Here is a 22,925-nt window from a genome sequence, read left to right on the forward strand (position 1 = left end):
GTTCAAATTCCGTTATTTATACATGTCTTCAATAAGATGAGCGTGTTTCCGTTCTACAAAGCTGCGTTTCAGCTTCATCGTCGCGGTCAGTTCGTCATCATCTGCAGTCAGTAATACGTTGATCAGGCGGAAATCCTTGATCTGTTCGACCCGCGCGAACTCTTTGTTGACTGCCGCGACTTCGCCCGCGATCTGTTCTCTGACCTCAGGCGCCGCGCAGAGCGAGGCGAAGTTCGAGAACGGAATTTTCCGGTCCTGCGCGTATTTCTCAACGTTTTCCTGGTCGATCATGATCAGGGCAGTCAGATATTTTCGCGCATCGCCAATGATTACCGCGTCCGAGATATAAGGGCTGAACTTCAACCGGCTTTCGATCTCGGCCGGGGTGATGTTCTTGCCGCCTGCGGTGATAATGATGTCTTTCAGCCGTCCGGTGATGGTGACAAAGCCCTGATCGTCGATACGCCCCAAATCGCCGGTCCGAAGCCAGCCATCGGCGGTGAAGGTTTCAGCCGTTTTGGCGTTGTTGCGCCAATAGCCCTGAAAGATGTTCAGGCCTTTCAGCTGGATTTCACCTTCGTCCGAGATGCGGATGTCATTGCTGGCGATGGCCGGACCAACAGTACCGATCTTATTGGTTTCAACGCTGTTGATGGTCGCCAGCCCCGAGGTTTCGGTCATCCCGAACCCTTCGATCAGCGGCACGCCAATGGCCCAGTACCACCTCAGCAAGTCCGGAGAGATCGGCGCCGCCCCGGTGCCGCCCCGGCGCATTTTGTCCATTCCCAGCATCCGCCGAAGGTTGCGCAGCACCAGACGGTCCCACAGCCAGAACCGCGCCGAAACACGTGCCGGAACCGGCTGGCCTTCACATAAATACGCGGCCCGCTCTAACCCGGCTTTCAGCGCCATCCGATACGCAGCACGGCCCGACGGGGTGGCGTCCTGCGCCATAATCTGGACGTGGGAGTAAATCTTCTCCCACACACGCGGCACGGCGACGAAAGTGGTGGGAGAGACCTCTTGCAGGTTGGCGAAAACCGTCTCGGGGCTTTCGGCAAAATTGACGACGCATTTCGCGGCCAGCGGGAAATAGATCGAAACCGCGCGTTCGAGGATATGGCAGAGCGGCAGGAAACACAGCTGTTCGTCGGTTTCAAACGCGGGCAGGGCGCGGGCACCGCTTTCGATGGCGGCCAGAATGTTCTCGTGGCTCAGCATGGCGCCCTTGGGCTTGCCGGTGGTGCCCGAGGTGTAGATCAGCAGTGCCGTGTCCTGGGGGGACGCCAAAGCCAGTTCGGCCTCGAACCGCGTTGGATCATCGGCCTCGGCCTGTTGGCCCACCCTATACAGTTCGTCGATCATCAGGCAGCGGGGATGGGTCAGGTCGTGCAGGCCCTCATCCTCAAGTATGATGACGTTCAGCAGGTCCGGAACCTCGGTTTCGACCTCAAGAAACTTGTCCAGCTGCTCTTCGTTTTCGACGATCAGGAAGCGGCTGCCGCTGTCATTGATCAGATAGTTCAATTGGTTGGCCGAGTCCGTTGTGTACACGCCCGACACGATGCCGCCGACGGCCTGAATACCCATGTCGAACCAGGCCCATTCCTTGCGGTCTTCGGACAGGATCGAAACGACCTCGCCGCGTTTCAGACCTAGCGTGCGCAGGGCCAGCCCAATCCATTTGGCGTGTTGCCAATAGTCGGCCCACGAATAGGACTTCCAAATCCCAAGGTCCTTTTCGCGATGCGCGGTGCGGTCCCCCAGCGCCGCGCAGCGTTTCTGAAACAGCTGGGTAATGGTGGTACATTCGTCCACATGCACCGGGCGCTGGCCGGCGGTTGCGTTGAACCAGACGCCATTGATATTGGCCTGAGGGGGCAGGGTGCTGATATTCAACCGCTCATCTCCAGGTCTTTCTGCGTTTCCAGCGGCGGGTTTCCCGCGCGCCTTCCTCCTGCACGCCCAGGTAGAAGTTCTGGATGTCCTCGGACTGCATCAACACATCCGCTGCGCCGTCCATGACGATGCGGCCGACCTCCATCACATAACCATGCTGGGCAAGTTCCAGCGCCGCCTTGGCGTTCTGTTCGACCAGCATCATTGTCATGTTCTGCTCGTCGTTCAGGCGTTTCAGGATGCCAAAGATTTCTTGCACCAGCAGTGGGGACAGGCCCAAAGACGGCTCGTCCAGAAGCATGATCTTCGGGTTGGCCATCAGACCGCGGCCAATGGCCAGCATCTGCTGCTGGCCGCCCGACAGGGTTCCTGCTTCTTGGGTGCGCCGTTCCTTCAGGATGGGAAAGTAGGTAAACACCAGTTCCCGGTTGTGATCGATCCGGGATTTATCGGCCAGAGTATAGGCACCAAGGTTGAGGTTTTCATCGACCGTCATCAAGGGAAAAACCTCGCGCCCTTCGGGGACGTGGACGATGCCCATCTCGACAACCTTATGCGGTTCTGACCCTTGTATTTCGACGCCATCAAAGGTGATTTTACCCTTTTCAGGGTCCATCACGCCCGAGACGGTTTTCATCAGGGTCGTCTTTCCCGCGCCATTGGCCCCGAGGATCGAGACGATCTGCCCGCGATGCACGTCCAGCGATACGCCGCGGATGGCCATGATCGGGCCATAAAAGCTCTCGACATTGCGGATGGTCAAAACAGGATCGCTCATGAAGCTTTCCCCAGATACGCCTCGACCACGGCGGGGTGGGATTGCACCTGCGCAGGCGTTCCAAGCGCCAGTTTCGCACCGTCAGCCATGGCCAGAACCCTGTCGGACACGCCCGAGACCAGCCCCATGTCATGTTCAACCATCAGCACGGTGATGCCCATCTGCCGCCGAATATCGTCGATCCACCAGCGCATGTCCGTTGTCTCTTCGACCGAAAGCCCCGAGGCCGGTTCGTCCAGCAACAATAGCTTGGGATCGGTGGCCAGAGCACGGGCGACCTCGACCACCTTACGCACGCCATACGGCAGGCCCGAGATCATCTTGTCGCGGTAGGCCTGCAGGTCAAGGAAGTCGATGATTTCTTCGACCTTTTCGCGGTTCTCGACCTCCTGCCGTCGGGCAGAGGGCAGGAACAGCACCTCGGACAGCAGGTTGGTGTGGCGATGCCGGTGCCGTCCAACCAGAAGGTTTTGCAGAACGGTGGCGTGCTCGAACAGCTCGATATTCTGGAACGTCCGGGCCACGCCATAGGCCGCCACAGCCGAGGGTTTGACCCGTAGCAGATCGTGGCCGTCAAACCGGATCGCCCCGTCAAAAGGGTCATAGAACCGCGATATCAGGTTGAAGACGGTGGACTTGCCCGCACCGTTCGGACCGACGATGGCAAAGACCTCACCCTGTTCAACCGAGAAGGACAGATCGTTGACCGCAATCAGGCCGCCGAATTTCAAGGTGACGTTTTCGAACTCCAACAGGCTCATCGCAGTCGTTCCGTCTTGAGGTAGGATTTCTGACGTTTGAACATGTCCTTTCGGTAGAAGGGGAACAGTTCGAACCAGGTGCGGATTTTCAGCCAGCGACCATAGAGGCCCATCGGCTCGAACAGGATGAAGGCGATCAGGATCATTCCGAAGATACCGAACTCCAGCCCCGGAATGGCGACCGTGTTACCACCGAACAGCGCACCCACGTATTCCTTTGAGATTGACAGGAACTGCGGCAGAAACCCGATCACGATGGCGCCAAGAAACGCGCCGTGGATCGAGCCCAGCCCGCCGATCACGATCATCATCAGCAGTTGGATCGAGATCAGAACGCTGAAGGTCTCGTTGTTGAAGGCGCCTGCATATATGCCCATCAGCGCGCCGGCCCAGCCTGTAACCGCGCAGGACAGAGCGAACGAGATCATTTTGGTGCGCGCAATGTCGATCCCCATCGCCTGCGCTGAAATCTCTGAGTCCCGCACCGCGATGAAGGCGCGCCCCAAAGGTGCGCGTAGCAGGTTGATATAGCCAAGGGTGACCAGAACGGCCACACCCAGAACCAGCCAGAAGAACTGATCAGGCGTGGTCCAGCGGTCAACCAAATGGCCGAAAATCCCGACCCCGCCCAGATACTTGCCAGCCACGCCGCCGGTAAGCGGTTCGGCCAGAACGATCACGTCATCCATCAAGATCGACAGGGCCATGGTGAAGATCGCCAGATAGATACCGTGCAGCCTCAGGGCAGGGATGGCGACCGTTACTCCGGCGATGCCCGTCAGGACACCGGCCAGAGGAAAAGCAACCAGAAACGGCACACCCGCCTCGATCAGAATGACGTTGGCATAACACCCAAAGGCCAGAAAGGCGGCATGGCCCAGACTGACCTGCCCGGTATGGCCGGTCAGTACCATCAGGCCAAGCCCGGCGATGGCCCAGATCAGGACGTTGGTCAGTTCCCCAAGATAGAAATCATCCAACCACCACGGTGCGGCGGCAACGATGGCCAAAAGGATCAGGTAGAGGCTGAGCTGATAGCGATCCTTCCAGGGGCGGATATCCTGCATATAAACGGTTTTGAACACGATCCGCATTGGCCTAGACCTTCTTGACCCGGACCTGACTGAACAGACCGTTGGGGCGGAAGATCAGCACCGCCAGCAACAGCGCGTAAGGCGCGATCTGACTGTACCCCGCTGCGATGTACCGGCTGGCAAAGGGTTCGATGACGCCGACGATCAACCCTCCGGCCAGTGCGCCCGGAAGGCTGCCCAGCCCGCCGATTACGGCAGCAGCGAAGGCTTTAATACCCAAAAGACCGGTTGTTGGGTCGACCGCGCCCTTGGCGGCGAACAACACGCCCGCAATACCGGCGACCACACCGGCCAAGGCCCAGATGAACCCCTGAACGCGTTTGACCGGAATGCCCATGTAATAGGCCGCCAACTGGTTCTGCGACGCACCCTGCATCGCCAACCCAAGTTTTGTCCGGTTGAAGAACACATACATCCCCCACGTCAGCAAAACGGTGACAACGATGACGGCCACATCCTCCATCCCCAGGACAATGCCCCCGAACCGAAACTCCTTTCCGGCCAGAGGGTTCTGCAAGGTTTGCGGCTCGTGCCCCCAGATCAGCCCGGCGACAAAGCGGATCACAAAGCCCAGAGCGATCGTCAGGATCACCACCGCAGTCTGGCTTTCCCCGAACAGGCGGCGGATGATCAACCGGTCCAGCAGATACCCTAGCGCGCCCATGATCCCCAGCGAGATCGGAAGTGCCAGCCAGAAGGGCAGCCCCATATATTCGGTATTGGTGAGCCCGATGGTGACAAAGGCGCCCAGCATCATGAAATCGCCCTGCGCGAAGTTCACCGCCTCGGTCGCTTTGTAGATCAACACGAAACCAAGCGCGATCAGGCCATAGACACAGCCATTTGCCAGCCCGCTGATCAGCAGCTGCGCGTTGTCCAATTTCACCCTCCCAGCCGGTAGGCCCGGCGTTTTGATCGCCCCGGGGGTCCTCCTTCCTCCGGGGCTTTGTTCTACTATGGCGTGATAATCACCTTTCCGTCACTCTTTTTCAGGGCTTCGGCCAGATTCGTCACCAAATCCCTCAGCGCAAGGTGTTCGGAAACATCGGTTTTCCAACGGCCATCAGCAAAGCGGGCCTGAACTTCGGCCACAACACGCGCCTGATCCTGCGGCGGGGTTGAGGTGACCCAATTGGTCAGCCAGAACCCTTCGATCTGCTTGCCCATAAAGATGAGCTGGCCCATTTGCGTCAGTTTCGGCAGTTCGGCGCTCAGCTTGCCATAACAGATCCAGCGCGCCTGGTTGGGCATGGCGCAGAACACCTGCTCGGACAGTTGGTCGGCCACGGCGTCCAGGAACACGCGGGGCTTCAGTGACTGACTTATTTTGGCAAATTTATCGGCGATGATCGGATCGGTGGTCACCAATACCTCAGCCGCGCCGTGATCTTTCAACATTTCGACAGTTTCGCCGCGCCGAACCAAGGCGATGGGTTTCAGCCCAAGATCGCGCCCCAGACCGCACATCAGTTTGCCCAACTGGCTGGTGGCCGCCGAGACCACAAACGCATCCCCGGCGTTTCGAGCGATATCGACCATCGCCATGGCTGTCAGAGGGTTCACGATCTGCGCCGCGCCGTCTTCGTCGGAAATCTCGGGGCGCAGGGGAATGCACATCATTGCAGGGGCCAGAACGTATTCGGCCCACGCACCGGAACCGGCGGTGATGAAGGCGACGCGCTGACCCTTCAGCGCCTCGGCGCCCTGACCGGTCGCAACGACGTCGCCACAGCCCTCAAACCCGGCGGGGGCCCCCTTGACGCGAGGCTGCCCGTATTCGCCCTTTATGAAATGGATATCGGATGGGTTTACCGAGGCAGCACGCAATTTGACCAGAACCTGTCCGGGGCCGGGTTCGGGAACCGGCAGCTCGGCCTCGGCCAGCCAATCCCCGGCGCTCTCAATATATGGACCGGTGGCTTCGCCGGAATAGCCGCCGTGCAAAAGGACGGTTGCGAACATGGTCTGGGGCAGGGTGGTCATAGTCGTTCCTTGTTTTCTGAACTGATCGTATGGTTGACGAAACCCTGTCACTGGCGGCAACTCTGGGCCGCCCTGCGCAACACATGAATTTGGGTTTGTTTACAACTCGGTGACAGCCAAACAAATGAACCAAGGCACGTCAATCGACTGACGCCCTGACGTGGATGGAACCTGCGCCACGTCCGCAAGGCGGGCCGCCCGAACCGGGCGACCCGTTAGCTTCACTGTCCCGACAGCAGGTCGCGGAGCTCCTGAATCTTCACCGCGATCGTTTCTGGTGACGCCTTGATGTCGTCCAAAATCTGAATCGCCTGCGTTTTCAGGTCCTGTGCCAGTTGGCTTTCCTGAATTGAGGCGACCATCGTGTCATAGTCGAAATTCTCAAGGGTCAGCGCGCCGTTCTCGATCCAAGAGTTCAGCAGATCCTGGCCCTGGTTCGCCAAAGCGGCAACTTCTTCACCGGCTTGATTGGTCAGGTCCGTGGCGGCTTGCCCGGCCCGCTCGGCCGCATCCGTGGCCTGTTCCGCGATGGACGAGGCCCCTTCGGTCGCCTGATCCGCGATCGAGCTTGCCGCGTCACCGACCGCTTCGGTTGCGTTCTGCGCCGCCTCGCTAACCGCGTCGCCGGCATCTTGCGCCGCCGATTGCAATTGTTCGGCGGGCGTTGGTTCGGGTTGGGTAAGGTAATAATATGCGCCAGCGCCAATCGCAGCGATGGCTACAGCCAATAGAATAGTGCGCGACATGTGTCTCTCCTTTGGAAAATGTGTCGCCGAGATGGGTCAAATCTAACCGGATGCAAAGGGGAAATCCCGGAAATTCTTTTCAAATCCGTGGATTGAGCCATGCTACGCCTATCCGCTGAAGCCTAATGGCAATAACATGCCACTAGACTATCAAGGGAACAATCGGTGCATGACACCCATTCGTCGAGCCTGTTGCAACAAGATTGGATAGCCCGTTTTGACCGAACGAACGCAGAATCTGGTGCAGACCCAGCCCGCGTATTTCCTCGATTTCGAAGCCAGTTCCCTGAGCGCGATCAGTTGGCCGATCGAGATCGAAATTGCACGCGTTGCTCAAGGTAAGGTTGTCACCGGATCGCGTCTTATCAAACCCCATCCTGACTGGGACGCGGCAGGCTGGTCGGATGTCAGTGCCGAGATTCACGGGTTAAGCCGCACCTATCTGGAAGCGGAAGGCGATGAGCCTCGAGCGGTCGCGCAGTGGTTCAAGGCAGAAAACACCGGAATTGCCGTGACGGACAATCCCGAGTTTGAACGGCGGTGGCTCATACGGTTGCTGGAAACGGACATGCCCTTTCCCAAAGTTCAGCTTTTGGACTTTGACAGCTATGTCTGCATGACACTGGCCAAGGACGCAGCAATTTCGCGCATTTACCAAACCTTAGAGAATGCAGGGCCGACACCGCATCGGGCAGGGCAGGATGCAGCGCGGTTGGCCGAAGCGTGGTTGAGCGGTTTTGAGTACCTGCAGAACTTCGCCTAGCGCGTGACGAACGCTGTTAAAGTGCGTGATAAGCAGTGTATTTGGCCAGCCCCTTTGCTTACCGAATCCAAAACATCAGCGGTTTTCCTCTTAGTTTTCAGTTGGGTAGGGAGAAACTCGAAGCAACATCATGTTGGGTTCGACCTTAAGAGGCTGCCAACATATCGTTTGATGGCCGCGTTCAGAACTTTCATACCCCCTCCGGCCTACAAGCGGCCAAGGACAACGGTTATTGCGCTCTATTGTCGAATCAACTCGATTTGTGTTTTGTGGCCGGGATGGTTCCCGACCGCATTCTGCGGACTGGGATAAAAGGGAATACGGTGCGGCCCTGAAAAAGCCAATTCCGTGACTGCCCCCGCAACTGTAGGCGGTGAGCGACCCGAGATCGGCCACTGGGCGAACGCCTGGGAAGGATCGGGAAAGCTTCGACCCGCAAGTCAGGAGACCTGCCATCCGAATTTTTTACTAACCTGGGCGGGGTGTCCCAGAGGGAGATGACAATGTTTCACACGGCCTTTGCCGTTCAGAACCTTGCACTCGCTTTGCCCTCGTCCAAGCTGAGGAGGCGAAGTCATTGTCGTTGCGGAATTCTGAATCCCGACCCTGCAAAACACGTGGGGTGAACGTCACCTCGGCCCCGTCTGGCATTTCTGTTTCTTGTGGGGCGGCCCGATGACGCGTCGTTCGACCGGCTATGACGTTGCGCAACGCGGCCGCTGCCTGACTGAATACAGCGTACCCGTGCTGGTTGCAGGAGCGCTGGTGTTGTCGGCGCTTCTGTGGCTTGCGATTTATACGGTGATCTGATGTCGGCTGTTCTGCGAGTCCGCGATCTGACGCTTGGCTACCGCGACCTGACCCTGTTCCGTCGCCTGTCCATGGATATCGAAACCGGCTCGACTTTGGCTGTTCTGGGGGCCAACGGTTCGGGCAAGAGCACCTTTGTGAAGGTGCTTCTTGGTTTGATCGACCCTCTTTCGGGCAGTCTTAACTGGCCGCAAGGCCGCCCCCGCGAAATCGGCTATCTGGCGCAGATGACCGAGTTTGACCGGCGCTTTCCCATCCGTGTGAGGGACCTGGCCGCAATGGGAGCCTGGCGCGGGTTCGGATACCGTTCGGGGCTGGACAGTGCCGCGCGCGACCGGATGACTGCCGCGCTGGATGAGGCCGGAGTTCTGGATATCGCTGATCGGCCCCTGCATATGTTGTCGGGTGGACAATTGCAGCGCGCTTTGTTTGCCCGAGTGATCATGCAGGACGCTCCGCTTGTCCTGCTGGACGAACCCTTTGCGGCCGTCGATCAAAACACCGAGGCGCATCTGCTGTCGATCATCGAACGGTGGCGTGATGAAGGCCGTGCCGTTGTGTTGGTGGTGCATGATCTGTCGTCAGTTCTGGATCATTGCAGCCACGCCCTGCTTTTGGGCGGGCAAGAGGCAACCTATGGCAAGGTCAGCGATGTTCTGACACCCGACCGTCTGGTAGCCCAAGGGTATCTGTCGGAAAGCCAGGCCTCCTGGATGTTCCGGGGCAGTCGTTCAACATCGGAGCACGCACATGTTTGACCTTCTCAGCGAAATGTGGAGCTTCGCCTTCATGCGGCGTGCCTTTGTGGCAACCACGGTCCTGTCGGCCTCGGTGGCGCCCGTGGGGGCGTTTCTGGTCTTGCGTCGCTTGTCACTGGCGGGCGAAGCCATGGCCCACGCGATCACCCCCGGTATCGTCATCGGCTTCGTCACCACAGGCCTTTCGGTCATGTCGCTGCTGGTTGGCGGGCTGATTGCAGGCTTGGGCGTTGCACTTCTGACGGCCTTTCTGGCACGCCGGACGATCTTGCGTAGCGATGCCAGCCTTGCCTCGCTTTACCTGATCGCGCTTGCTGTCGGCATTTTCATCTTGTCGGCTGCAGGGTCTGCGGTTCCGTTAAAGAGCTTTCTGTTCGGATCCATCCTCGGCATTGACGATGCCTCGATGCTGCTTGTGGGTGGGGTCGCCACCGTCACGCTGGTGGCATTCGCCTTTCTGCTGCGGCCCCTGATTGTCAGCACCTGTGATCCGGTGTTTTTTGAAACCCAGACACGCCGTCCGTGGCTGGTCGACCAGGGCTTTATGCTGCTGTTGGTGCTGAACCTGCTGGCGGCCTTCAAGACGCTGGGCACGCTGATGGCGGTTGGCCTGATGATCCTGCCCGCAACCGCTGCTCGTTACTGGGCCAGCACGATCACGGCGCAGCTGGTTCTGGGTTTCCTTTTTGCCCTGTCCAGTTGCTGGATCGGCCTGACCCTGTCGTACCTGTTCCCGGACACGCCGTCCGGACCGGCAATTGTGCTGGTTGCGGGCGTGTTCTTCTTCGTTTCGGCCATTTTTGGTCCGTTAGGCTTTGGCAGACGGCTGCGCAAACCGTCTGTTTCAAAAGACCTCCCCGTTGCGCAAATCCATCAAGAAGAGAGAGCCAAATGACTCTTGTGAAATCCCTCTATGCCGGTATTGCCACGGCATCCTTTGCTCTGGCCGCAATGCCAGCTGCTGCTGAAGACGACGTCAAGATTGTCGCCAGCTTCTCGATCCTGGGCGACATGGTCGAAGAGGTGGTGGGCGATTTGGCCACCGTCACGACCATCGTGGGTCCTGACGCGGATGCGCATGTCTACCAGCCGTCCGTCGCCGATGCGCGCGCCGTGGCCCAAGCGGACATCATCTTTGTCAACGGCCTGGGCTTTGAGACGTGGTCCGACACACTGATTTCGGAGTCCGGAACCGAAGCCACCGTCCACGTGGCCACTGACGGCATCACACCGGTCAAGGTTGACGGTAAAATCGACCCGCACGCGTGGAACTCTCTGTCGAACGGCGTGATCTACGTGACCAACGTGGCCGCCGCGATGAAAGAGGCCATGCCCGAGCACGCGGACGAGATCACCGCCAACGCCGACGCTTATATTGCCGAGCTGGAGGCGCTGGATGCCGTAACCAAAGCAAAGCTGGCTGACCTGCCTGCAAACCGTCGAACCGTTGTGACTGCACATGATGCGTTCGGCTATCTGGCGGACGCGTACGGCCTGACCTTTCTGGCTCCGGTCGGCATCGATACCGAGGCCGAGCCTTCGGCCAAGGATCTGGCTGTTCTGATCGACCAGTTGAAGGCAGAAGGCGCGGCGGCCCTGTTTGTCGAAAACATCACCAGCCCGGCCCTGGTGCAGCAAATCTCGGATGAGACCGGGATTGCGATCGGCGGCCGTCTGTTCTCGGACGCCCTGTCCGAGCGCGGTGGCCCAGCGACCAGCTATCTGGCGATGTTCCAACACAACCTCGGCACGCTGCTGGACGCGCTTGCGCACCAGACCGCCAGCTAAACTTGAGATTTTGCGCGAGGCGGTGATTGATTTGCCGCCTCAACCCCAAATGGACAGTTCAGGTCGATTAGACCTTGGATGCGTACCGGACGCATCAGGACTCGATCAGCTCTGCTGACTAAGCCAAAAACGTCTCGAGAACCAATTTCCCGTTCTTAACATGGCGCTCTACGAGTTTTTTCTGAAGCCGACCGGCGGGAATGGGGCAGGCCGCTACAAACTCAAAGCTCAGATCTGCCACTTCCGGGAAAATTGTAAGAATCTCTTCCCGCGCTTCGTCGGAAACTGCCTTCAGTGCCTCGGGGCCTGTGTAAAGGCTTTCAGAGGGGGCACCTTCCGCGAAAACAAGTTCATGCTGATCGAACATGAGGTGAAAATACTCCACCTGTTCGACATCCATGTCGACAAAGATTCCGGGAAGTTCGGTCAGTTTGGTTGCTGCGACCAAGACTTCGGAACAACCGAACATACGCTCGGATATTTTCGACGAAACCAGCATTCTATGCTGGCGAGAGACCAATAGGTCCCGTGCCGGCAAACCATGGCCGAGCGCACCAGCAGATATGTGGATCGGGCGTAATTTTGCGGCTGCCTCGCCACAAGTCGTCAGGTCGATTATCCGTGATCCAATCCAGCGTAAGACTTGGGGGCCATTGTTTTTGGTCAGTACAAGATCACCGATGGACAGGTCTTCGATCTTTGTGGGCCCATTCACCGTGCTTATCACAGTCCCACGACAGAAGCAGACAACCTGCGCGCCCAGATCGGCATGGGGAACGAAAGGCCCGTTTTCTACGATGTTCCCAACTGTTAAATCGGTGCCTGCAGGTGGAATCCCGTCGGGAAAGACCAGAAAGTACCCATCCTCACCGGGATCGCCGGAGTTGTTGTTAATGCCTACATCGTCATCATTGTTCAGGTCGACGTCTATGACGGCAACACGATAGACCGTTCCATCCGAAGCAGTTACTTCAAAGGTGTAGTCCCAAATGGCCTGGCGATCTGTGCCGCCGACTTCAATCGTCTGCTGCCACTGGCCCCCGATTTGTTCTTGCGCGGCTATTTCTTCGTTGGACAGGCCGTTACCGGGGCCATCACCGTTAAAATTGACGGCACCATCATTTTCCTTGACGGTAAAATTTGTGCTTGTGCCAGACCAACTCCAGGTTGCTCCGACTGATGGGCCGACACCGTAGTCTACGGACCCTCCATTGACAGTCGACTGCGTGCCCAAAATCGCGTTCTGGTAACCGTAATAGACAACCATTTAATAAACCAAACTCCTGTCTTGCCCCGGCCCGACAGGTATTCCGGGGAACGTAACTGGCAACCCTTAGGCACCTATTATTGTTCGTATTTTTTGTCAATCTGCATCAAAATGCCCCTTCATGAATGGCGGAGCCAACCCTGACAGATCTCGTTTCCTGAACGAAATGCCGGTGCGTTGACTCGACCACTGATCGGCAATGGGCAATTGAACGATCCACTTGCCGCAGAATGAGCACCGAAGAGAGGAAATTGTTAGCCTGAATTGTGCAAAAAGTGTGGACATGGCATGTCACACTCTGAGCACGTCAATCCCATCGCACGTGCCTTGTTTGGGGCAAGCGCCACGATAGCTTCCACAGTTTTACTGGGGTTTTATGGCGGAGAGACAGGGATTCGAACCCTGGGTGGGCTTGCACCCACAACGGTTTTCGAGACCGCCCCGTTCGACCACTCCGGCACCTCTCCGCGGGGGTCTGTGAGGGGGGGATTTAGTGAGGAACGCGCGGGGGTGCAAGCAGAAAATTCCTGAAATTCACCAAGACCGGATTTTCCATTGCCAGATGGCACAAAACACCTAGGCTTCTGGGTATGACTTATCACCTACGCCGCCTCGCTTTGCCCTTTGTCCTGTTGCTTATGGCTCTTGCTATGTTGCCCGCGCCAACATTTGCCGCCGGGCGTGACCGGATCGAGGCGTTTCTGACCACCACCGGTTTTGACGTCGCGCTTGAAAGCATCGCGCTGGCGTCGGCCTCGGCCCCCCGGATGCTGGGAATCGATCCCGAAGGATTCGGCTCGGACTGGACCCGTCTGACCGAGGAGGTTTTCGACACCGAAGACATGCACGAAACCGCCGTTGCGATTCTGGAACAGACGCTGAGTGATGAAGCGCTGAACCATGCCGTCGAATTCTATGCATCGGATTTGGGGCAAAGGCTGGTCGAGGCGGAAAATGCGTCTCATATGAACGAAGACGACGACGCCATACAGCAGCAGGGTCAGGAAATTGTGGCCGGTCTGATCAAGGACGGGTCAAAGCGGGTCGAGAGCCTCAAGCGCATGAACGCCGCTATTGATTCCAGCGGAACGGCGCTGCGGGCACTGCAAGAGGTTCAGCTGCGCTTTTTGCTGGCCGCAAGTGCATCCGGAGTGATCGATCTGCAGCTGAGCGCTGACGAGCTGCGGCAGATGATGAAGCAGAACGAAACCAGCATGAGGCAGGCGCTGCAATTGTCCGCGCTTGCCGGAGCTGCCTATACCTATCAGGATTTCTCGGACGCCGATGTCATCGCTTATGCCGAGGCTCTGGAGCAGCCACTGATGCAGGAGGTCTATGAACTTCTCAACGCGGTTCAATACGAAATCATGGCAATGAAGTTCGAAGTGCTGGCCTCGCGGATGGCTGAACTGCACCCGGCGCAGGACATCTGATGCGACTGTTTTTGTCGTCTGCCGCACTGTTTTTGTGGACCTTGCCGTTGCAGGCCGAAGAGAAGGTAGAACGCCTACTGCAAGCCCTGCAAATGGATGAGGTCATCGAGGTTCTGCGGGATGAAGGTGGCGAAATGGGGCAAGTCCTGCAGGAAAACTTTTTGGACAACAATGGCGGTCATGTTTTTCAAAAGCAGGTCGATCAGATTTACGATGCCGATAGAATGCGAAGCCAGGTTGTGGAGGTGTTCGATCAGTCCCTCACAGAAAGAGAACTGGACCGCGCCATCCTGTTTTACGAAAGCGATCTGGGTCAGGCCATCGTTTCGCTTGAGATTACCGCCCGTATCGCGCTTGCCGATGAAGCCATCGAAAAAATGGCGCAGGACGCTTATGAAAACGGTGATAAGGACTCCGAGCTTTATCGGCTGGTTGATGAGTTCATTCAGATCAACAACCTGATCGAAGAAAACGTCCAGAACTCTATCAGTGCGGATTACAACTTTTTCCGCGGGATGGATTTCGACGGTGTTTTGGATGATGCCGAACTTTTGGCCCAGCTACTGGCGCAAAAGGACAGCATGACCGAAGAGACGCAAACGTGGCTGTACTCTTTCTTTTTGCTGGCCTATCAACCGCTGAACGATGCCCAGATACGTGAGAATATCGCGTTTTCACGAACCGAGACGGGTAGGGCGGTCAACGCAGCCCTGTTTGAGAGCTTTGATCAGGTGTTCGACACGATCTATTTCGAACTGGGTCAGGCGGTCGGGCAGGTCTTGCGAGGGTCCGACCTTTAAGCCTGTATTTGATGTTGACTTTCCCCTGTAATCTATGGATAAGCGCGCATCCCGGCCGGTTTTCCGCGCCGGGTCTCGTTATTATTGACCCATAGGGCGTGTCCCAAGGGTCGTCACACAGCCCGAAAAGGGCGCGCTGTTCGAGGTGGCTGAGGCCGGCAACTCCCAAACGGGGACCACAGAACGCGGTTATGAAAAGGAAAGACGCATGTTTGCGGTCCTCAAGACTGGCGGCAAGCAGTACAAGGTTCAGGCGGGCGATATGCTCCGCGTTGAAAAACTGGCTGCCGACGCAGGTGAAAAAGTTCAATTCAACGATGTTCTGATGCTGGGCGGTGACGCTCCGGTTGTTGGCGCACCTTTCGTTGAAGGCGCAGGCGTACAGGCCGAAGTGATCGAACAGGTCAAAGGTGACAAGGTCATCAAGTTCGTCAAGCGCCGTCGTAAGCACAGCTCGAAGCGTACCGTTGGCCACCGTCAGAAACTGACCCTGGTCAAAATCACCGACATTCTGGCGTCGGGCGCTGACAAGTCGGGCATCAAAGCTGCAACCGGTTCGGCTCCGGCTGGCGAAGCTGCTCCGGCGGCGAAAAAGCCCGCCAAGAAAGCTGAAGCCAAAGCAGAGGCACCCGCCGCTGCTGCTGCCGCTGACGATCTGACCAAGCTGAACGGTGTCGGCCCTGCCGCTGCCAAGAAGCTGGCCGAAGCCGGTATCGAGAGCTTTGCCGCTCTGGCCGCCTTGTCGGACGAGCAGATTGCTGCTATCGACACCATCAAAGTGAAGCCCGAATGGGTTGAGCAAGCCAAAGAGCTGGCTCAAGGCTAAGGAGAGAGAGAATGGCACATAAAAAAGCTGGCGGTTCCTCCCGTAACGGTCGCGACTCAGCTGGTCGCCGCCTTGGCGTGAAACTGTATGGTGGCCAGGCAGCCATCGCAGGCAACATCATCGTGCGTCAGCGCGGCACCAAGTTCTGGCCGGGCGAAGGCGTAGGCATGGGCAAAGATCACACCATCTTTGCAACTGTTGATGGCGCCGTGAAGTTCCACAAGGGGCTCAAAAACCGCACCTTTATTTCGGTCCTGCCAGTGGCGGAGGCCGCAGAGTAAGCCGAAACCCATAAGGTTTGAAAAATTCCTGGGGGACCGGCAGAAAATGCCGGTCCCCTTTCTCGTTTTAACGCAGTTTTGATCAATGGCCCCGATGACACACGCAGCAAGCATAATCCCGTCCCTGATTCAGGGCCGGATCGCCCCTGCGGTTGAAGATCGGATGGGGCGGAAATATCTGATGGGGACGTTAATTGGTTTCACCGTTGCGTCCGCGATTTACGTGTTGTTCGGAGGAGGAACGAACTCATGAAACTTGAGACGATAATAAACCAGCCGGTCATAGAAACCGAGCGGTTCGACCTGCGCCCGCTGCGTCGGTCGGATATGGGTCTCATTGAACATTACGCAGGCGATGAGCGCGTGGCGCGCATGACAACCAGCATTGCGCATCCGTTGCCGCCCGGCTCGACCGAGGCTTTCGTGACCCGGTCCATGGCCGAGGAGCGCGACGAGGACGTCTGGGTCATGGATGCCACCAAGGACGGTGGCCCGGAACTGATCGGTCTGATCACGCTGACACGGCTGGACCGCAACCAGTCCGAGGTCGGCTATTGGGTCGCGCCGGTGTATTGGAACACGGGCATCGCGTCGATGGCCGTCGAGGCGCTGGTCAAGGCAAACCCGCTGGAAAACGCGACCATGTTCGCCAGCGTGTTTCAGGACAATCCGGCCTCGGCCCGGGTTCTGACCCATTGCGGGTTCCAGTACCTTGGTGATGCGGAAAACTACTCGGTGGCGCGTGATGCAAACGTGCCCACCTGGACATACAGTAAAAAACTCTGACTTGTGGCCGATGGGGCCTTTGCAGTAGGGGACAGCCATGAAATTTCTCGATCTTGCAAAGGTCTACATCCGGTCCGGGGCCGGTGGTGGCGGCTGCGTCAGCTTTCGGCGCGAAAAGTACATCGAATACGGCGGTCCCGATGGCGGGGACGGCGGTAAAGGCGGGTCCGTCTGGGCCGAGGTCGTGGACGGGCTGAACACCCTGATCGACTTCCGCTATCAACAGCATTTCTTTGCCAAGAACGGCCAGCCCGGTCGCGGTCAGCAGCGCACCGGCAAAGACGGCGACGACATCATCCTGCGTGTGCCCGTCGGCACCGAGATCCTCGACGAAGACGAAGAGACCGTCATTTGTGACCTGACCGAGGTCGGCCAGCGGGTCTTGCTGGCAAAAGGCGGCAATGGCGGATTCGGTAACCTGCATTTCAAATCGGCCACCAACCAGGCCCCGCGCCGCGCCAACCCGGGGCAGGCGGGGATCGATCGCACTATCTGGCTGCGACTGAAACTGATCGCGGATGTGGGCCTGCTGGGTATGCCCAACGCGGGCAAGTCGACCTTTCTGGCGGCAACGTCCAACGCGCGCCCGAAGATCGCGGATTATCCGTTCACGACGCTGCACCCCAATCTGGGCGTTGTTGGCGTCGATAACGTGGAATTCGTCGTGGCTGATATCCCCGGCCTGATCGAAGGCGCGCATGAAGGCCGCGGGATCGGCGACCGGTTTCTGGGTCACGTCGAACGCTGCGCCGTTCTGCTGCATCTGGTCGATGGAACATCTGAGACCGTCGCCGACGATTATCGAACCATCATCCATGAGCTTGAGGCCTATGGCGGCGAGTTGGCGGAAAAGCCCCGCATCACGGTGCTGAACAAGGTCGATGCGCTGGACGATGAAGAGCGCGATCTGGCCAAGGCCGAATTGGAAGAGGCCGTTGGCGGCCCCGTCATGACCATGTCGGGCGTGGCCCATTTGGGCGTGACCGAGGTGCTGCGGGCGCTGCGCGCCCAGATCGACGAAAACCGACTGCGGCAGAAGCCCGCTGAGGAGGCGAAGTCGTGGCAACCCTGACCTCGGCCAAACGTCTGGTGGTCAAAATCGGGTCCGCATTGCTGGTGGATCGGAATACGGGGTTGTTGCGGTCGGACTGGCTGCATTCACTGGCGCAGGATGTGGCGTGGCTCAAGGGGCAGGGGACGGATGTCATTCTGGTCTCGTCCGGGTCAATCGCTCTGGGTCGCGGGGTGCTTGACCTGCCGATGGAGGCCTTGCCGCTTGAACAGTCCCAGGCAGCCGCCGCCGTGGGCCAAATCCGCCTGGCCCGCGCTTATGAAGAAGCGCTGACGCCGCACAAGATCACCACTGCGCAGGTTCTGGTGACGCTGGAAGACAGCGCAGATCGTCGGCGGTATCTGAACTCGCGCGCTACTCTCGAGACATTGTTGAGCCTCGGCGTGGTGCCGATTGTCAACGAAAACGATACAGTGGCGACCGATGAGATCCGCTACGGTGACAATGACCGCCTGGCCGCCCAGATCGCGGTGACCGTTGGGGCGGACCAGTTGATCCTGCTTTCGGACGTGGACGGGTTTTATACCGGCAACCCGAACGAGGACGCTTCGGCCACCCGTTATGACGTGATCGACGACATCACGCCTGAGATCGAAGAGATGGCAGGGGATGCCGGGTCGGGACTGTCCAAGGGCGGCATGAAGACCAAGCTGCTGGCCGCAAAGATGGCGACGGCGGCGGGCTGCGACATGGCGATCACCGAAGGATCGCCCTTGAACCCTTTGAAAACCCTTGAAAACGGCGCGAACTGCACCTGGTTTACCGCCACGCTGGACCCGCACGCTGCGCGCAAGCGCTGGATTTCGGCAATGAAACCGCGGGGCGAGATCGTGGTGGACGCCGGTGCCGCGCGGGCGCTTGGCAATGGTAAAAGCCTATTGCCCGCTGGCATCGTCGAAGTGACCGGAGATTTTGGCCGCGGCGATCCCGTGGCCATCCTTGACCCAACTTCGCGCCGACTGGCGCAAGGCCTGAGCCGCTATACCGCGCAAGAGGCGGATGCGATCAAAGGCCGGAAGTCCTCGGAAATCGAGGCAACTTTGGGCTATCCGGGCCGGGCCGTTTTGATCCACCGGGACGATTTGGCGCTGTAGACGCGCAATGTTAGAACATCAGAATACCGACCGAAAGGCACATGAGATGAAGGATTTCGACAGCATTCCCACCCTGATGGCCGATCTTGGAAAACGCGCCAAGGCGGCTTCGGCCGATTTGGCCTGTGCCAGTGCCGAACGCAAGCACGCCGCCCTGATTGCTGCGGCGGATGCGGTTTGGGCAAACCGGGCCGACATCATCGAGGCGAACCTGAAAGACCTGGAGTTCGGCCGCGAAAAGGGCCTAAGCCCGGCGATGATGGACCGGCTGATGCTGGATGAATCCCGCATTCAAGGCATGGTTGATGGACTGCGCACTGTGGCCGATCAAGCCGACCCGGTTGGCGAAGTTCTGACCGAATGGGACATGCCCTCGGGCCTGAACATCCAGCGTGTGCGCACACCTTTGGGCGTGATCGGTGTGATCTATGAAAGCCGCCCGAACGTGACGGCCGATGCGGGTGCGTTGTGCCTGAAATCGGGCAATGCCGTGATCCTGCGCGGCGGGTCCGAGAGTTTTCACTCTTCAGGCGCAATCCATGCCTGTCTGGTCCAAGGGTTGAAGGCCGCAAACCTGCCCGAGGATGCGATCCAGTTGATCCCCACGCGTGACCGTGCAGCGGTTCAGGAATTGCTGACCATGACCGACTACGTGGACGTGATTGTGCCGCGTGGCGGTAAAGGCCTGGTTGGTCTGGTTCAACGCGAAGCCCGTGTTCCTGTGTTCGCGCATCTCGAAGGCATTGTTCATATCTATATCGACAAGGCCGCAGACCCGCAGAAAACACTGGACGTGGTACTGAACGCCAAGACTCGTCGTACCGGGATTTGTGGCGCCGCCGAGTGTCTGCTGATCCATCAGGACATCGCCGAAACGCTGGGCCGGGACGTAATTGCCGCGCTGCAGGCCGCAGGCGTAGAGGTCCATGCCGAAGGTGCGCTGGCTGTGGAGGGCACGATTGCGGCCACAGCGGACGATTGGGGCAAGGAATTCCTCGACAGCATCATTGCCGCCAAACCGGTGGCAGATATCGACGCGGCTATCACGCATATCCGTCAGTATGGCTCGAACCACACCGATTGTATCATGACCGAAGATGCGGACGCTGCCGCGCGGTTCTTTGAGCGGCTCGACAGCGCGATCCTGATGCACAATGCCTCGACCCAATTTGCTGATGGGGGCGAGTTTGGAATGGGCGCCGAGATCGGCATCGCCACCGGCAAGATGCACGCGCGCGGCCCCGTGGGCGCCGCGCAGTTGACCAGCTTCAAGTATCTTGTACGTGGGAACGGAACGACCCGGTCCTAGAACCGGATCACAATGCGGGTTGAGGTGGTTTCCGCCGCAACCCGCCGCCCCATCGACGCAGCGGCTTCGGGCAACAGGGCAAACTGCACTTGCGCGGGGGTGACCTTGTGGGCAAACCGGCCCAGCGGCAGGTTCTTCCAAAGGTCACCGTCCAGATTCAGCTTGTCGGCGGAACCGGTCACCGTCCAGGTGTCTCCGGTATTCGCAATTGTGACCTCACCACCGAAAGGCATCGCGCTTTCGCAGCACATCAGCGCCAGAAACGCCAGTTTCACCTGATTGCGCGGCACGGCTTCGAGCAGGTGCCAGTTGACACGCACACGGCCCGCGCGCTCCACATCCTTCAGCAGCTCTGACACCTCGGCCCGCCCCAAAGGCTGATCGCTGGCCGACCCGAAGGCGACGCGGAAGAACCGTATCCTCGCCCCGGCGCTGCCAACACTCCCCGAAATCAGTTCCATTTCAGGACCCTGCGTGCCACCAACCATCTCAAGCAGCTCCAGACCGTTGGTGATCGCGCCAATTGGGCTGATCAGATCGTGACAGATCCGAGAGCCGATAAGCTCGGCCAGGTTGACTGTGGTGTCGCTCATGCGTACCTCCTGCTGCATCTGCCGCCGGACCGGGAGCCCAGACATGTCAGACCTCAATGCTATTCTTGCACCGGGCATGTATGTCCGCCACCCCGATTTCCCCGACTGGGGCGTTGGACAGGTTCAGTCCAACATCGGAGGCAAGATCACCGTCAACTTTCGCGAGCAGGGGAAAGTGGTAATTGACGGAACACGCATCGCCCTGATGCCGGTCTTTGATCCGTGAAACTGGTTTAGGAAAGGTTAACAACGCCGCAAATCCACTCTTGTTGCCATCCCCCCGAAAACTGCGGTATCAGCGCGCAAACAAGAACGGAACTTCAGATGCCGGATGCAGGCCCTTCCTTTACCGTCAAACTCGCCGAGACCGAGGGCGAACTGCGCGCGGCGCAACGGCTGCGCTATGACGTGTTCGTCCGCGAATTGGGTGGCGGCGGAGAAATGGTTGATCACGAGGCCGGGTTGGAGCGCGACAGGTTCGATCCGTATTTCGACCACATGCTGGCAATCGATAACGTCACCGGCGAAACTATAGGCGTTTACAGGCTGTTACCGGGCGAACGTGCAGCAGAACTGGGGCAGTTTTATTCCGAAGACGAATACGATCTGACCGTTCTGAAACAAAGCGGTCGCAAGTTGCTGGAACTGGGGCGCTCCTGCCTGCATCCCGACTATCGTGGCGGTACCGCGATGTACCACTTGTGGAACGGCTTGGCGGCTTATGTCACCGAACGCGAGATCGAGGTTCTGTTCGGTGTCGCCAGCTTTCACGGCACCGATGTTCAGGAGCTGGCGCAGCCCTTGTCGATGCTGCATCACAACCATCTGGCGCCGCCCGATCTGCGGGTGAGGGCGCAGCCGGACGTGTTCCAATCCATGGATCTTGTAGCACCGGAAGATCTGAATCGCCGGGCGGCGATGGTGCAGGTTCCGGCGCTGATAAAAGCCTATCTGCGTCTTGGTGGCTTTGTGGGCGAGGGGGCGTTCATCGACCACGCCTTCAACACAACTGACATATGCCTGATCCTCGACACCGCTCGTATGAACGAACGGCAGAGACGCATCTATGGCGGAGCGTAACCCGGTGAACGACACGCTGTGGAACAGTGAGGACGCGCCGGACCCGATGAACCTGGGTCTACTGGGTTGGGTTCTGGTGATCCTGCGCGGGGTGCCCTTGGCGCTTCTGGTATTTGGTGGTCTGATCATCCTTCTGGCCATTCGTCTGTTCGAACTCCCGTTATTCGGCGTGCGTCGACCGATCACGCCATTCATCGCGCAATTTGTCAGCCGCAACGCGTTCCGAATACTCGGAATGGGCTTTCGAACCTCGGGAGAGTTGATGCAGCAGCGGGGGGCCGTGGTTGCGAACCATACGTCCTGGCTGGACATATTTGCGCTGAACGCGCGGAAACGGGTTTATTTCGTGTCCAAGGCCGAAGTGGCGAAATGGCCCGGCATCGGCTGGTTGGCCCGCGCGACCGGCACCGTATTCATCGAGCGGGACCGCAAGAAGGCCAAAGAACAAACAAAAGTGTTCGAAACCCGCCTGAAAGCCGGTCACAAATTGCTGTTTTTTCCCGAAGGGACATCGACCGACGGCCTGCGTGTTTTGCCTTTTAAAACAACACTCTTTGCCGCGTTCTTCGCGGAAGAGCTGCGTGACTTCATGTTTGTGCAGCCGGTCTCGGTGATCTTTCACGCACCCGAAGGACAGCCGGAGCGATTCTATGGCTGGTGGGGAGACATGGAGTTCGGACCGCACTTGCTCAAGACGCTAGGCGCGCGCAGGCAGGGTTCTGTTGAGCTGATCTATCATTCCCCGGCCAAGGTCAGCGACTTTGAAAACCGCAAGGCGCTGGCAGCACATTGCGAAGAGGCCGTGCGTCACGCGCACAGCTTGGCGCGGGTATCCTAGTCGAATGTGAATTTCACATTTTATGGTGAAAAATCACAAAAAATGGTGATTTTTCCCTTGTGGGGTGAACTCTGCTGCCGTATACGCGCGCCATTCAAACCCGCAGGCGGGGTTTGGCCTTTTTGAGGGAGACATCCTCATCAAGACCGCCGGTTGGAGCATCCGC

At 58.5% G+C, this 22,925-nt stretch carries 25 protein-coding genes, 1 tRNA gene and 1 riboswitch; of the genes, 16 read left to right on the plus strand and 10 right to left on the minus strand.

Going from position 1 to position 22,925, the window contains the following annotated elements:
• Nucleotides 1–12: 12 nt before the first annotated feature.
• The 7 genes from GOX88_RS02515 to GOX88_RS02545 all read right to left on the minus strand — a co-directional run bounded on the left by GOX88_RS02515 (nucleotide 13) and on the right by GOX88_RS02545 (nucleotide 7,261).
• Nucleotides 13–1,899, minus strand: coding sequence for an AMP-dependent synthetase/ligase (locus GOX88_RS02515; protein WP_170398774.1), 1,887 nt, complete (start codon nucleotides 1,897–1,899; stop codon nucleotides 13–15).
• A gap of 4 nt (nucleotides 1,900–1,903) precedes the next feature.
• On the minus strand, nucleotides 1,904–2,677 hold the full coding sequence (locus tag GOX88_RS02520) for an ABC transporter ATP-binding protein (RefSeq protein WP_170398777.1): 774 nt from the start codon (nucleotides 2,675–2,677) through the stop codon (nucleotides 1,904–1,906).
• Nucleotides 2,674–3,438 carry an ABC transporter ATP-binding protein gene (locus GOX88_RS02525; RefSeq protein WP_170398780.1) on the minus strand — a complete coding sequence of 255 codons (765 nt, stop codon included), beginning with the start codon at nucleotides 3,436–3,438 and terminating at the stop codon, nucleotides 2,674–2,676. The genes GOX88_RS02520 and GOX88_RS02525 overlap by 4 nt, the downstream gene beginning before the upstream one ends.
• Nucleotides 3,435–4,532, minus strand: a complete 1,098-nt coding sequence (locus tag GOX88_RS02530; RefSeq protein WP_170398783.1) for a branched-chain amino acid ABC transporter permease — start codon at nucleotides 4,530–4,532, stop codon at nucleotides 3,435–3,437. The genes GOX88_RS02525 and GOX88_RS02530 overlap by 4 nt, the downstream gene beginning before the upstream one ends.
• Before the next feature lie 4 nt (nucleotides 4,533–4,536).
• Nucleotides 4,537–5,412, minus strand: a complete 876-nt coding sequence (locus tag GOX88_RS02535) for a branched-chain amino acid ABC transporter permease (RefSeq protein WP_170330061.1) — start codon at nucleotides 5,410–5,412, stop codon at nucleotides 4,537–4,539.
• A gap of 74 nt (nucleotides 5,413–5,486) precedes the next feature.
• A complete protein-coding gene (locus tag GOX88_RS02540; RefSeq protein WP_170398786.1) occupies nucleotides 5,487–6,515 on the minus strand; it encodes an alcohol dehydrogenase catalytic domain-containing protein in 1,029 nt (342 codons plus the stop codon).
• Nucleotides 6,516–6,736: 221 nt separating this feature from the next.
• The gene (locus GOX88_RS02545; RefSeq protein ID WP_170398789.1) at nucleotides 6,737–7,261 is read right to left on the minus strand and encodes a hypothetical protein; all 525 of its coding nucleotides are present in this window, start codon (nucleotides 7,259–7,261) and stop codon (nucleotides 6,737–6,739) included.
• A 217-nt stretch (nucleotides 7,262–7,478) separates the two neighbouring features.
• Here GOX88_RS02545 and GOX88_RS02550 point away from each other — a divergent pair, with 217 nt between their 5' ends.
• From GOX88_RS02550 to GOX88_RS02565, 5 genes are all read left to right on the plus strand, one after another.
• Nucleotides 7,479–8,024, plus strand: coding sequence for a hypothetical protein (locus GOX88_RS02550; protein ID WP_170398792.1), 546 nt, complete (start codon nucleotides 7,479–7,481; stop codon nucleotides 8,022–8,024).
• A 262-nt stretch (nucleotides 8,025–8,286) separates the two neighbouring features.
• A riboswitch (cobalamin riboswitch) is annotated at nucleotides 8,287–8,495 on the plus strand.
• A 204-nt stretch (nucleotides 8,496–8,699) separates the two neighbouring features.
• Nucleotides 8,700–8,834, plus strand: coding sequence for a hypothetical protein (locus GOX88_RS23615; protein ID WP_302478168.1), 135 nt, complete (start codon nucleotides 8,700–8,702; stop codon nucleotides 8,832–8,834).
• The gene (locus GOX88_RS02555) at nucleotides 8,834–9,592 is read left to right on the plus strand and encodes a metal ABC transporter ATP-binding protein (RefSeq protein WP_170398794.1); all 759 of its coding nucleotides are present in this window, start codon (nucleotides 8,834–8,836) and stop codon (nucleotides 9,590–9,592) included. The genes GOX88_RS23615 and GOX88_RS02555 overlap by 1 nt, the downstream gene beginning before the upstream one ends.
• Nucleotides 9,585–10,487, plus strand: coding sequence for a metal ABC transporter permease (locus tag GOX88_RS02560; RefSeq protein ID WP_217354179.1), 903 nt, complete (start codon nucleotides 9,585–9,587; stop codon nucleotides 10,485–10,487). The genes GOX88_RS02555 and GOX88_RS02560 overlap by 8 nt, the downstream gene beginning before the upstream one ends.
• On the plus strand, nucleotides 10,484–11,380 hold the full coding sequence (locus tag GOX88_RS02565) for a metal ABC transporter solute-binding protein, Zn/Mn family (protein ID WP_170398797.1): 897 nt from the start codon (nucleotides 10,484–10,486) through the stop codon (nucleotides 11,378–11,380). The genes GOX88_RS02560 and GOX88_RS02565 overlap by 4 nt, the downstream gene beginning before the upstream one ends.
• Before the next feature lie 118 nt (nucleotides 11,381–11,498).
• Here GOX88_RS02565 and GOX88_RS02570 read toward each other — a convergent pair whose 3' ends face one another.
• Nucleotides 11,499–12,647, minus strand: a complete 1,149-nt coding sequence (locus GOX88_RS02570) for a Hint domain-containing protein (protein WP_170398799.1) — start codon at nucleotides 12,645–12,647, stop codon at nucleotides 11,499–11,501.
• Nucleotides 12,648–13,024: 377 nt separating this feature from the next.
• Nucleotides 13,025–13,114: transfer RNA gene (locus GOX88_RS02575), tRNA-Ser, on the minus strand.
• A 123-nt stretch (nucleotides 13,115–13,237) separates the two neighbouring features.
• Between GOX88_RS02575 and GOX88_RS02580 the strand changes: the two genes are divergently transcribed.
• From GOX88_RS02580 to GOX88_RS02615, 8 genes are all read left to right on the plus strand, one after another.
• On the plus strand, nucleotides 13,238–14,080 hold the full coding sequence (locus tag GOX88_RS02580; protein WP_170398802.1) for a DUF2059 domain-containing protein: 843 nt from the start codon (nucleotides 13,238–13,240) through the stop codon (nucleotides 14,078–14,080).
• A complete protein-coding gene (locus GOX88_RS02585) occupies nucleotides 14,080–14,880 on the plus strand; it encodes a DUF2059 domain-containing protein (protein WP_170398805.1) in 801 nt (266 codons plus the stop codon). The genes GOX88_RS02580 and GOX88_RS02585 overlap by 1 nt, the downstream gene beginning before the upstream one ends.
• Before the next feature lie 208 nt (nucleotides 14,881–15,088).
• Complete coding sequence (locus tag GOX88_RS02590) at nucleotides 15,089–15,706, plus strand: 50S ribosomal protein L21 (protein ID WP_170398808.1); 618 nt, start codon at nucleotides 15,089–15,091, stop codon at nucleotides 15,704–15,706.
• 11 nt (nucleotides 15,707–15,717) lie between these two features.
• Nucleotides 15,718–15,987, plus strand: a complete 270-nt coding sequence (rpmA, locus tag GOX88_RS02595; RefSeq protein WP_010440093.1) for a 50S ribosomal protein L27 — start codon at nucleotides 15,718–15,720, stop codon at nucleotides 15,985–15,987.
• Between the two features lie 249 nt (nucleotides 15,988–16,236).
• Nucleotides 16,237–16,773 (plus strand): GNAT family N-acetyltransferase, encoded by a 537-nt coding sequence (locus tag GOX88_RS02600; RefSeq protein ID WP_170398811.1) that lies wholly within the window; start codon nucleotides 16,237–16,239, stop codon nucleotides 16,771–16,773.
• A 37-nt stretch (nucleotides 16,774–16,810) separates the two neighbouring features.
• Complete coding sequence (obgE, locus tag GOX88_RS02605; protein ID WP_170398814.1) at nucleotides 16,811–17,845, plus strand: GTPase ObgE; 1,035 nt, start codon at nucleotides 16,811–16,813, stop codon at nucleotides 17,843–17,845.
• Nucleotides 17,833–18,939, plus strand: a complete 1,107-nt coding sequence (gene proB / locus GOX88_RS02610) for a glutamate 5-kinase (protein ID WP_170398817.1) — start codon at nucleotides 17,833–17,835, stop codon at nucleotides 18,937–18,939. The genes obgE and proB overlap by 13 nt, the downstream gene beginning before the upstream one ends.
• A 46-nt stretch (nucleotides 18,940–18,985) precedes the next feature.
• A complete protein-coding gene (locus GOX88_RS02615; protein ID WP_170400238.1) occupies nucleotides 18,986–20,248 on the plus strand; it encodes a glutamate-5-semialdehyde dehydrogenase in 1,263 nt (420 codons plus the stop codon).
• Here GOX88_RS02615 and GOX88_RS02620 read toward each other — a convergent pair.
• Nucleotides 20,245–20,841, minus strand: coding sequence for a histidine phosphotransferase family protein (locus GOX88_RS02620; protein WP_254436100.1), 597 nt, complete (start codon nucleotides 20,839–20,841; stop codon nucleotides 20,245–20,247). The genes GOX88_RS02615 and GOX88_RS02620 overlap by 4 nt on opposite strands.
• Nucleotides 20,842–20,884: 43 nt before the next feature.
• Here GOX88_RS02620 and GOX88_RS02625 point away from each other — a divergent pair, with 43 nt between their 5' ends.
• From GOX88_RS02625 to GOX88_RS02635, 3 genes are all read left to right on the plus strand, one after another.
• A complete protein-coding gene (locus tag GOX88_RS02625) occupies nucleotides 20,885–21,067 on the plus strand; it encodes a DUF3553 domain-containing protein (protein WP_170324899.1) in 183 nt (60 codons plus the stop codon).
• A 98-nt stretch (nucleotides 21,068–21,165) separates the two neighbouring features.
• Entirely contained in the window at nucleotides 21,166–21,921 is a 756-nt protein-coding gene (locus tag GOX88_RS02630) for a GNAT family N-acetyltransferase (protein WP_170398820.1), read from the plus strand.
• Entirely contained in the window at nucleotides 21,908–22,759 is an 852-nt protein-coding gene (locus tag GOX88_RS02635; protein ID WP_170398823.1) for a lysophospholipid acyltransferase family protein, read from the plus strand. The genes GOX88_RS02630 and GOX88_RS02635 overlap by 14 nt, the downstream gene beginning before the upstream one ends.
• Nucleotides 22,760–22,925 lie beyond the last annotated feature (166 nt).

The organism is Ruegeria arenilitoris (assembly GCF_013030985.1).
GTDB classification, from domain to species: Bacteria; Pseudomonadota; Alphaproteobacteria; order Rhodobacterales; family Rhodobacteraceae; genus Ruegeria; species Ruegeria arenilitoris_B.

Coding starts and splice junctions, on each gene's coding strand:
- GOX88_RS02520 (WP_170398777.1), bottom strand. CDS start 2,677: ATGAGCGATCCTGTTTTGACCATCCGCAATGTCGAGAGCTTTTATGGC.
- GOX88_RS02525 (WP_170398780.1), bottom strand. CDS start 3,438: ATGAGCCTGTTGGAGTTCGAAAACGTCACCTTGAAATTCGGCGGCCTG.
- GOX88_RS02530 (WP_170398783.1), bottom strand. CDS start 4,532: ATGCGGATCGTGTTCAAAACCGTTTATATGCAGGATATCCGCCCCTGG.
- GOX88_RS02540 (WP_170398786.1), bottom strand. CDS start 6,515: ATGACCACCCTGCCCCAGACCATGTTCGCAACCGTCCTTTTGCACGGC.
- GOX88_RS02545 (WP_170398789.1), bottom strand. CDS start 7,261: ATGTCGCGCACTATTCTATTGGCTGTAGCCATCGCTGCGATTGGCGCT.
- GOX88_RS23615 (WP_302478168.1), top strand. CDS start 8,700: ATGACGCGTCGTTCGACCGGCTATGACGTTGCGCAACGCGGCCGCTGC.
- GOX88_RS02555 (WP_170398794.1), top strand. CDS start 8,834: ATGTCGGCTGTTCTGCGAGTCCGCGATCTGACGCTTGGCTACCGCGAC.
- GOX88_RS02560 (WP_217354179.1), top strand. CDS start 9,585: ATGTTTGACCTTCTCAGCGAAATGTGGAGCTTCGCCTTCATGCGGCGT.
- GOX88_RS02565 (WP_170398797.1), top strand. CDS start 10,484: ATGACTCTTGTGAAATCCCTCTATGCCGGTATTGCCACGGCATCCTTT.
- GOX88_RS02570 (WP_170398799.1), bottom strand. CDS start 12,647: ATGGTTGTCTATTACGGTTACCAGAACGCGATTTTGGGCACGCAGTCG.
- GOX88_RS02580 (WP_170398802.1), top strand. CDS start 13,238: ATGACTTATCACCTACGCCGCCTCGCTTTGCCCTTTGTCCTGTTGCTT.
- GOX88_RS02585 (WP_170398805.1), top strand. CDS start 14,080: ATGCGACTGTTTTTGTCGTCTGCCGCACTGTTTTTGTGGACCTTGCCG.
- GOX88_RS02590 (WP_170398808.1), top strand. CDS start 15,089: ATGTTTGCGGTCCTCAAGACTGGCGGCAAGCAGTACAAGGTTCAGGCG.
- rpmA (WP_010440093.1), top strand. CDS start 15,718: ATGGCACATAAAAAAGCTGGCGGTTCCTCCCGTAACGGTCGCGACTCA.
- GOX88_RS02600 (WP_170398811.1), top strand. CDS start 16,237: ATGAAACTTGAGACGATAATAAACCAGCCGGTCATAGAAACCGAGCGG.
- obgE (WP_170398814.1), top strand. CDS start 16,811: ATGAAATTTCTCGATCTTGCAAAGGTCTACATCCGGTCCGGGGCCGGT.
- GOX88_RS02615 (WP_170400238.1), top strand. CDS start 18,986: ATGAAGGATTTCGACAGCATTCCCACCCTGATGGCCGATCTTGGAAAA.
- GOX88_RS02620 (WP_254436100.1), bottom strand. CDS start 20,841: ATGAGCGACACCACAGTCAACCTGGCCGAGCTTATCGGCTCTCGGATC.
- GOX88_RS02625 (WP_170324899.1), top strand. CDS start 20,885: ATGTCAGACCTCAATGCTATTCTTGCACCGGGCATGTATGTCCGCCAC.
- GOX88_RS02630 (WP_170398820.1), top strand. CDS start 21,166: ATGCCGGATGCAGGCCCTTCCTTTACCGTCAAACTCGCCGAGACCGAG.
- GOX88_RS02635 (WP_170398823.1), top strand. CDS start 21,908: ATGGCGGAGCGTAACCCGGTGAACGACACGCTGTGGAACAGTGAGGAC.